Source organism: Streptomyces griseoruber (genome assembly GCF_001514205.1).
In the GTDB taxonomy this organism is placed as follows: domain Bacteria; phylum Actinomycetota; class Actinomycetes; order Streptomycetales; family Streptomycetaceae; genus Streptomyces; species Streptomyces griseoruber.
In genome coordinates this window covers 6,655-7,589 of sequence record NZ_KQ948810.1, presented here as the reverse complement: position 1 = coordinate 7,589, position 935 = coordinate 6,655, and the positions used below count along the sequence as shown (strand labels likewise).

The following is a 935-nucleotide window of genomic DNA, read 5'->3' as shown; positions in this document are numbered from 1 at the left end:
GAAAGGCACCCACGTCCACGTAACTCGTGCCCCTGCGCTCGGCGTCGGGGTCGTACAGGGCCGTAAGGTCCCAGCCTCGGTCGGCGGGGAACGGGCCGACCGCGTCACCGCCCTCGGACAGCAGCCGCCACAACCCCTCCGGATCCCGCACCCCACCCGGGAACCGGCACGCCATCCCGACGATCACCACCGGATCGTCACCGACGACCGCACCCCCCGAAACCGGCCCGACCGGCTCCGCCTCGGCCGCATCACCCAGCAACCGCTCCCGCAGATGCCGCGCGAGCAGTACCGGGGTCGGATAGTCGAACACCACCGTCGCGGCCAGGGGGACGCCGGTCGCCATGGCGAGCGTGCCGCGGAGTTCGACCGCGGTGAGGGAGTCGACGCCCAGGTCGCGGAAGGCACGCTCGGCCGGGACGGCGACCGCCCCCGCGTAGCCGAGGACGCCGGCGGCACAGAAGCGGACCACTTCGAGGAGCACCCGTTCCTGTTCCGCGGGGGTGAGTCCGATGAGCTGGTCGCGCAGGACGGAGCCGTCGCCGCGGCCGAACCGTTCGGAGGCGGCCCCGGCGTTCTCGACGGCCGCGCGGGCCTCCGGCAGCGACTCGATCAGCGGGCTGGGGCGCGTGATGGTGAAGGCGGGGGCGAACTCGGCCCAGTGGATGTCCGCGACCATGACGACCGGCCGGGGCTCGCCGACGGCGCGATGCAGGGCCAGGATGCCGAGAGCGGGCTGGAGCGGCAGGACACCGCCGCGGTGCATGCGCCAGTGCACGACCTCCTCGTCGGCCATGCCGCCGTCGGCCCACGGGCCCCACACGATCGAGGTGGCGGGCAGCCCGGCCGCCCGGCGCCGCTGGGCGAGCGTGTCGAGGAAGGCGTTGGCGGAGGCGTAGTTGCCCTGGCCCGTGGTGCCGAGGGTGCCGGAGATC

The 935-nt window shown here is 74.3% G+C and carries 1 protein-coding gene; it reads right to left on the bottom strand.

Annotated features, from left to right (window positions below; all coding sequences use genetic code 11):
- Positions 1–935 (bottom strand): beta-ketoacyl reductase (locus tag AQJ64_RS44620; protein WP_159060368.1); only part of this gene is annotated, 935 nt, incomplete at both ends.